At 45.7% G+C, this 7,343-nt stretch carries 5 protein-coding genes and 1 pseudogene; 2 read left to right on the top strand and 4 right to left on the bottom strand.

All coding sequences use genetic code 11. The features are described 5' to 3' along the window. On the top strand, positions 1 to 1,266 hold a 1,266-nt coding region (locus PLA23_RS08545), incomplete at its 5' end, for a PD-(D/E)XK nuclease domain-containing ATP-binding protein (RefSeq protein ID WP_324474865.1). 38 nt (positions 1,267 to 1,304) lie between these two features. Here PLA23_RS08545 and PLA23_RS13805 read toward each other — a convergent pair. The 4 genes from PLA23_RS13805 to PLA23_RS08535 form a co-directional block, all read right to left on the bottom strand. Beyond that, complete coding sequence (locus tag PLA23_RS13805; protein ID WP_502883612.1) at positions 1,305 to 1,607, bottom strand: PD-(D/E)XK nuclease domain-containing protein; 303 nt, start codon at positions 1,605 to 1,607, stop codon at positions 1,305 to 1,307. Continuing rightward, complete coding sequence (locus PLA23_RS13800; RefSeq protein WP_502883613.1) at positions 1,496 to 1,747, bottom strand: AAA family ATPase; 252 nt, start codon at positions 1,745 to 1,747, stop codon at positions 1,496 to 1,498. The genes PLA23_RS13805 and PLA23_RS13800 overlap by 112 nt, the downstream gene beginning before the upstream one ends. 126 nt (positions 1,748 to 1,873) lie before the next feature. After that, positions 1,874 to 3,979, bottom strand: coding sequence for a HAMP domain-containing methyl-accepting chemotaxis protein (locus PLA23_RS08540; protein WP_324330094.1), 2,106 nt, complete (start codon positions 3,977 to 3,979; stop codon positions 1,874 to 1,876). A gap of 76 nt (positions 3,980 to 4,055) precedes the next feature. Further along, positions 4,056 to 6,509 (bottom strand): methyl-accepting chemotaxis protein, encoded by a 2,454-nt coding sequence (locus PLA23_RS08535; RefSeq protein ID WP_324474864.1) that lies wholly within the window; start codon positions 6,507 to 6,509, stop codon positions 4,056 to 4,058. 549 nt (positions 6,510 to 7,058) lie between these two features. On the opposite strand from PLA23_RS08535, the pseudogene PLA23_RS08530 reads away from it, so the two are divergent. After that, positions 7,059 to 7,343, top strand: a pseudogene (locus PLA23_RS08530) (peptidase M50); the annotation flags it as partial.

The raw sequence follows: 7,343 nt of genomic DNA, 5'->3' as shown, positions 1-7,343 counted from the left end.
GGAGGAACCCTCAGGAGTCAATCTGACCTGACAAACCGCCTGCACAGGATCCTGGATAGCTGGGAACATAAGTACTCCATTGGACCTTCACAAGGTTCTCCAGGTGACCGGCTGCTCTCCCTTATCCCCCATATTTCTGAAAAAACACAATCACAGGTTGTTATACTTGTTGATGAATATGATAAACCTATCCTGGATAATCTGGGTGATTCATACCTCGCCACTCATATGAGGGATCTGTTAAAAGATTTTTATGGAGCGATAAAACCACTTGACGTCTATCTGAAATTTGTTCTGCTCACCGGTGTCTCAAAGTTCTCGAAAACCGGAATATTCTCAGGACTGAATAACCTGAAAGATATTACGCTTGATCGCCGGTATTCAGCAATCTGTGGGTACACACAGGAGGATCTGGAGGACGTATTTGCAGAATGGCTTTGCCAGTTTCAAAAGCATGAGGTCAAAGAGTGGTATAACGGATACAGCTGGACAGGCCAGTCAGTCTATAATCCCTTTGACATTCTTCTGCTTTTTGACCAGGGTATTTATAAGGCTCACTGGTTTGAAACCGGCACCCCGACATTTCTCATAAACCTGTGGAAGCAAAACCCACGCCTTCCTGCAGAATATGAAGAACTCATCGCCAGTGAGGAGTTACTGGGATCTTTTGATACTGATACAATCCGGTTAGAGACGCTCCTTTTTCAGACAGGATATCTTACGATCCGGTCATGGGTAAGCAATGCCAGTGAAGGAACCTGGTATACTCTGGGGTTTCCAAACAGAGAAGTCAGGGAGGCATTTAACAAACAAATACTACTCCTTTTTGATTCAAAAAAACAGGTTCCCCTTCCCATAATCAGGACGGCTTTTGAGTCTGGAGATACAGAAAAATTGCGATCACTCATACATGCATTCTTTGCATCCATCCCTCATGACTGGTACAGAAAAAACCAGATAAAGAAATTTGAAGGATTTTATGCCACTGTCCTGTACGCCTACTTTGCCAGTCTGGGGTACGAGATTATTCCTGAAGACACTACAAATAAGGGAAGGATTGATCTCACCGTTAAAACCAGAACCGGGATATGGATTTTTGAATTCAAAGTACTCGGCCTTGATACCTCCAGGGATACAAGCCCTCTGGCCCAGATCAGAGAAAGGAGATATGCAGAAAAATATCATTCCGATCAAAGAAAGATCTACGAGATTGGAATTACATTTAACCCGGAAACAAAAAATATCGATAAATGGGAAGTCGGATAACCTATTATCCACCCCACTCCTGAAGTATCGGACTCACATCATATACCTTGTATCCTATATTGCCAAAACAGGAGATGATATGAAGTGATGCATCTGCTTCCGGGCATTCCTTTTTTTAGATCTATTGCATATCCCGATATCTGCTCGATATCTCCCTTTTGCAACTGAAACTCATCCGGTTTACACCGGAACTTCTGAAAATCGATATTTGAGTAATATTTAAATTCAATTATCCAGCGTCTCCCGGAAAATTTTTCACTATACTTTCCGATAAATTCGAGATCGCTCCTTCCGAAAGGATAGGAGTATTCAATGGTAAAGGTAAAAGATAATAATAACACCGAAACATCGAACAGAAAAGGGACTTTCCAAAACGGCGTGGGCGAAGGAATACCGGATTTGCAATAGACTCTATCTTTCCGATATACTCCGTTTTATCAATGAAATATGTCTTCTTAAGCATGAGTTCGGCATAATTCATGATCCCATATGGTACCAGCCGTTCCATCGTGAGTACTTATGAATTATTACCTCTTATGTATTGGGAATAGGATCCGAAAACCCGGATGTTTCAGGAAATAACTCATAGAAAAAAGACGGTAGAGATTTAAATTTTAAACCGTTTCATCTCATCGTTGGTTATCGTTACAACATCGTTTATCTCATTGATAATGGTCGTTATCTGTTCAACAACCGCCAGTGCTTCTTCCGCAGTTGCAGATGAATTCAGGGCATCCTTTGCCGTGCTCTTGACAAGTCCGCTCATCTCATTAATACTTGCAGTAATCTCTTCAAATGAGGCGGCCTGCTCTTCGGTTGCCCCGGCAACACTTGTCATATTATGACTAATCTCTGCGACTGATTCAGTCAGGTTGGTAAATGCCGTGATAGTCTCCTTAAGGGCACGTTCACCAAGGTCAATTGCAGAACCGGCCTGTCCCATGGCACTTACAGCCTTCATACTCTGCGTTTCAAGATTACTAATCATGGATGCAATCTTCTGGGCCGATTCACCGGTCTGGTTCGCAAGTGCTTTTACCTCACCGGCGACCACCGCAAACCCAAGTCCTGCATCTCCCGCACGTGCTGCCTCAATTGCCGCATTGAGCGCCAGAAGGTTCGTCTGTTCTGATATATCAGTAATGATCCCGATGATCTTGGTAATCTCGTTCATCTGGGACTGGATCTCCTTAATAACAACATCGACCTCTTCAGATGAGCGCTTGATGCTTAACATTCCGTTTTCGGCACTGGCCGCAGATTCCATTCCTTTTCGTGCGAGCTCATCAGCCTCGGCACCGGCCCGGGCCACAGCATCAACATTGGAAGAGACTGATGCAACAGTTGTGGTGAGATCTTCCATGGCACGGAGGACCTGTGAGATTCCATCTTCACTACGTTCGGCATTCTGTTTGGTCTGGTCGGCGTTTTCGGCGATAATTCCGGCTCCTCTTCTCACGTCATCAATCCCGACCGTCGCCTTATTTGCATGAACGGCAAGATCATGCATCTGACGGGTGACAATCTCAAGTGCCTTTGATACCTCACTCCCGATCGCGTCAAGAGCCTGTCTGAAGGCAAGGAAGTCACCCTTTACCACAATATCATGGGGGAACCGGGCGGTGAAATCACAATCTGCATACCGCTTTGACAAGGTGATCGCCCCGGTCAGCGGGTTTATTAACGCTTCAAGTGTTGCATTGAACCCAAGAATAATCTCACGATATGAACCGGCCAGGTCTTTTGGATCTCCCCGGACGGTAAGATCTCCGGCAGATGCCCGCTCTGAAAGCTCTTTTAGCTCGTGAATGACCGATTGCAATGAGGTGAGCGTTGCGATCAGAGCCGGAGTAATCTGATCGCCCGAACTCCGAACGACAGGTCTGGCAGAAAGATCGCCAGCAGCAATCTGATGCATGGTCTCAACCACCTCATGTTCGAGGTAATCAGAGAACCTGTCAAACATCCCCGCCATCTCTCCAACCTCATCCTTCCTCGTAAGGTGAAGACGACCGGATACAACTCCCTGGCCCATCTGTTCAAACTGCGCCATAACCTGACGAAGCGGAATGGTGATACTTCGCGTGACACCGACCGCAAATCCAAGAGCAATGAGAACGGCAAGAATCCCAAGGACAATCATAACCGGCACTGTCCGGTCTTTTTCAGCCCGGCCTTCCTGTGCAATTTTTTCAGCATTCGCGAGGATTCCGGATTTTAATTTTTCAAACGTATCGATCGTGGCCCGGCGTGCATTTGCATGCCTGCCTCCGCTTGCAATCGAAATCAGGGCTTCATTGGTCTTTCCGTCAGCAAGCAGGGAGGTTACTTCCAATGCAGCAGACTTATAGGAATTCCACTGATCTTCAAATATTGTCAGATTCTCACGTACATCGGAAGATAATGATGCCGACTTCAGTTTGGCGATACGATCATCAATTACCGCCATTTCATCTGCCATACGTTTAGAGTCCTGTGCCCGTTCAGCCGGTATCGCAACGTTCCGGAATACCAGGGCACGGATTGAATTCAGTGTGGTTTCAATCTCACTGACATCAAGCAGGGGGAGTGTTCCGTCAGAATAGACCTTGTTCATTCCGGTGCTGATAGTATTCATACCGATAAACCCGATCACCCCGACTAGGCCCATCAGGAGAGTGACAATGATAAAACCACCAAGCAGACGCGGTCCTATCCGTATGTTTGAAATCATATCCATTATTCTCATGATAATCACTGATCCATGTAAATGAATTCAACGATCTGACAAAATTTATCGTTTTCGATTGTTATCTGTACGAAAATTTCTTCATCTCCGCTCCAATAGTACTGACCACCTGATTAATCTCATTAATGACCCGGGTAATCTGGTCAACCACCGCAAGTGCCTCTTCACTCGTTGCTGATGAGTTCAGGGCATCCTTTGCCGTATCCTTCACAAGGAGGCTCATCTCATTGACACTTGCCGTAATCTCTTCAAATGATGCTGCCTGCTCTTCAGTTGCGCTGGCCACCATCTCCATGTTTCTGGTAATGTCTTCGACCGACGTTGTCAGAGTATTAAAAATGCCAAGTGTCTCCGTGAGTGCAGCGCTCCCTTCTGCAACCGCCGTGCCTGCTTCTGCCATGGCACCGGATGCTGCATCACTCTTCTTCTGGAGATCACTGATCATATCGGCAATATGCTCTGCGGACTGTCTGGACCGTTGGGCAAGCGATTTGACCTCCGCGGCTACCACGGCAAACCCTTTCCCCGCTTCTCCGGCACGTGCTGCCTCAATGGCTGCATTTAATGAGAGAAGATTGGTCTGGTTTGCAATATCAGTGATCAGATCCACAATCTTTCCAATCTCATGCATCTGAGCTCTGATATCAGCGAATATCGTCTCAACCTCTTCACTGGTTTTGGTAATACTCTGCATCCCCTTTTCTGCTTTCCCGGCCGCACCAATACCCTGCTTTGCCAGATCATTTGCCTGGACCGCAAGTCCTGCAACCCGTTCTGCATTCGCAGACACCTCTGAAATGGTCCGGGTCAGATCTTCCATGGTCTGCAGTACCTGGTTGATACCATCTTCACTCCGCTCGGCATTCTTCTTGGTCTGATCTGCATTCTTTGCGATCAGTTCAGCCCCCTTGCTCATATCATCTATTCCGGTACCCGCCATTTCCGCCTGATGTGCAAGCTGTTCCATCTCCTGTGCAATAACTCTGAGAACATCTGATACATTCATCCCGATGGTATCCAGTGCATCCCTAAGAAGGGCAAGATCGCCCTCGATCTTCATATTCCGGTCAAACTCAGCAGCAAAGTTACCGGCAGCATATAAATTGGAAATTCTCTGGATCTCCTGTATGGCAGTCTGGACATAAAGACCGATGTTGTTCAGTGAGTTTTTAAAGAGGATAAAATCTCCGGCTACATGAAGTTTTTCATCAACTCGTGCGGAAAAGTCTGCCTTTGCATACCGTTCCGCAACACGCATTGCCTCTTTTACCGGACCGATAACCGAATCAAGGGTTGCGTTCACACCCAGAATGATCTTCCTGAAATCACCCTGGTGTTTTGTTGCATCAGCACGGGTGTCCAGTCTTCCTTCAACCGCTGCCTGTGTCAGCATGCCAGCATCTGTGAGCATTGCGTTTACGGCATCAATGCACTGGTTCAGATTGTTCTTGATCTCGTTGAAATCACCATTGTACGAGTCGGTGATCTTCGGGGGAATATCGCCTTTTGAGATACGGTCGACATACTCAGCGGCAACATTCAGCGGACCAATCACCGCGTCAAGGGTATCATTAATCCCTTTTGCAAGCAGGAGCAGATCCCCCTCATACTTATCAGGATCTACCCTCTTGTCAAGCTGGCCGGCCTTTGCTGCCTGTGTCAGCTGGATAATATCCCTGACTGCGGTTTTTTCTGCAGTCTTATCCACATAAAAATTAATGACCGATAAAACATCGCCATTATCGTCCAGAATGGGAAGATAGAGGTACTCAAGCACTTTTTGCCCGGCAGGAACGTCCAGCTCAAGTTCTCCAGAGAGAACGGTCTTCATCGCGATCGCATCATGTGCAGTCCTCCCTGTATGTTTTGTAGCCTTCATATCAGGGAGATTCATCTTCAGCAGTTGTTCTGCAGGTATTCCTGTAACCTGTGTGCATGCCGCGTTGGTCTTCACAATTGAGAGATCCGGTTTTATCTCAAATATCGGGATAGGAGCATTCTGAATGATAAATTCCGCCTTCCGTTGTAAAACCTGACTCTCATGCGCCTTCCGTTTTATATCATGCATCAGGATGGCACGGTTGACGGCAATAAGAATGATTTCAGCAAGAGCATTTATAAGGGCACGCTCCTCTTTGAAAAACGGCCCTTCATCCAGTATCGGTTTCTCTTCAAGGTATACTACCTCAAGGACACAGACCTGGCCATCAGATGCAGTCATCTCAACCGAAAGAGACCAGGGTGTCTTGGTATATCCGGCGGTCTTAACGTGGACGGTGTCAGAATGAAATGATGCTTCACAGATATCCGGATACTGAAACGCATCAGGGATCTCCCGAAGCATCAGGTGTATCCCATCCTCAAGGCTAAGTGACGTATCTCCCAGGATGCGTGTCGCATCAAGGAGAAGTTTCTGCTCTTTCAGACGCTCTGTATACTGGAATGCCAGTATTTTCAGTTTCTCATCATCTGATATCTCTGCTTTGAGTAAGTCTTCCAGACCGGTGAACCGCATATTCTATCCCTTACCAACGCAATAAATAAAAAGTATTCTGATACAGCCCGAAACTGCAATGTGCCACACAGGCGATCATTACAATTAGAAATATTTTCATGATTGGGTATAAAAACCCATGCTATATGATAAGAATATTCCAAATTCACTATTTTGTGAATATTTATTATAAAAGATACTTTTCAGCAATTATCTTTAATTGGTTATAAAATGAGCTTAAGTGTCTGGAGAGAGCAAAACTAAGGGATCTATCACTCATAGTGTTTGTTTGAATAATCTCTTCAAGCTTATATAAATAATATCAGGATTCAATTCCTACAAAACAACGACCTAATCTTCGACTTATGATCCCTCCTATTCCTGTCGCAATAAGGGATCAAGTATGATATTACCTTGTTTCGATCTACCTTACACACATGGCTCTAATGTACTTTTTTTCAACCCATGTAATAAAACCTTTTATTCAGGTTTAACCCGCTGAAGTAATACTATACATGGCAATCCTGGTATCCGTCAAACCATTGTATTATTGAGACACATATGTATGCCATGTATATATGGGAAAAAATCCCCCCTCATGAACGACGTGACCTTCTGGTTGCCTGGCTTGCACTTTCTGCTGCATTTACCCTTGCGATGGTCTGGGGGCAGCGGCTTGATCCGTTCATTATCGGACAGATCTTTATAATCTCCCTTGTTACAGCAGGAATAGCCTTCGTTGTGCATGAAATGGCCCATAAATTTACCGCAATGAAGTATGGATACTGGGCAGAATTCCAGATGAACAGTATGATGCTGGTAGTAGCCGTCGCTATGGCTGCCCTGGCAGGGATT

It is taken from the genome of Methanospirillum sp. (assembly GCF_035406105.1).
Taxonomy (GTDB): Archaea; Halobacteriota; Methanomicrobia; order Methanomicrobiales; family Methanospirillaceae; genus Methanospirillum.
This window is presented reverse-complemented; position numbering and strand designations above follow the sequence as displayed.